Source organism: Vibrio sp. 1078-1, assembly GCF_033340475.1.
The window spans coordinates 1-821 of the sequence record NZ_JAWOWM010000198.1 but is presented as its reverse complement, the minus strand read 5'-3'; the positions used below and the strand labels follow the sequence as shown (position 1 = coordinate 821).

Here is an 821-nt window from a genome sequence, read left to right as displayed (position 1 = left end):
ACGAGCGCAGATGTGAAGTGGCCGCTGGTTTGACGCATGTTGTACAAGTAGATTTGTAGGGTTTCGTAGCGAGTGCCAACCAAAATATTGGCGAACACGAACTCTCCTAGTAAGAATGAGAAGGAGAGGAACAACGATGCCATTAAACCTTTCTTTAAATTGGGCAAAATGATCAACAAAAAAGCTTTGGTCGTACTTGCGCCAAGCAAGTGCGCGGCGTCCATCAAATCATGTAAATTGATGGCTTCAAAGCTGTTGGAAATGGCGCGATACATAAATGGCAATGCGATGGTGAAGTAAGTACCCACTAAAATCCAGGGGGTACCGATGAGGGAAATTTCGCTGTCAGCATAGAGTTGAAGAAGGCCCACAGACGAAACCACTGGTGGTACTGCAAATGGCAGCAAAATCAGGATATTCATCAGCTTGTCGAGTTTCGGAAAGTAGTAAAACACCACGAAAATCGCAGGCAGTATGAGAACAACACTCAGTGCTAGTGCTGAAAGGCCAATAAAGAGCGAGCGACCAAATGCCTGTAAGAAGCGAGGATCTGTTAGCAGTTTAATGTACCAGTCAAAAGTGAAACCATCAGGCAGAATCGTTGCGCCCCAGCGAGAAGAGAGCGAGTAAATGAAAGTCGCTAGAATAGGGATCAGCATGATTAAGACGATGGTGTAAACGACGCTTTTATGGAATCGAGAATTTACGTCTTGCATGGTTTACTTCCTGCTTTTCTTAGCTGCGTAACTTTTGGCAATCAGCCACTGGTTAATCACCGTAATAACCGCCAACAGCGCCATTAAGATGACCGAGATGGCGGC

The 821-nt window shown here is 45.6% G+C and carries 1 protein-coding gene and 1 pseudogene; both read right to left on the bottom strand.

Annotation, left to right across the window (positions count from 1 at the left end):
• Positions 1-716 (bottom strand): ABC transporter permease (locus R7190_RS26550; RefSeq protein WP_318137762.1); only part of this gene is annotated, 716 nt, incomplete at its 3' end.
• A 3-nt stretch (positions 717-719) separates the two neighbouring features.
• Positions 720-821: pseudogene (locus tag R7190_RS26545) on the bottom strand (ABC transporter permease); the annotation flags it as partial.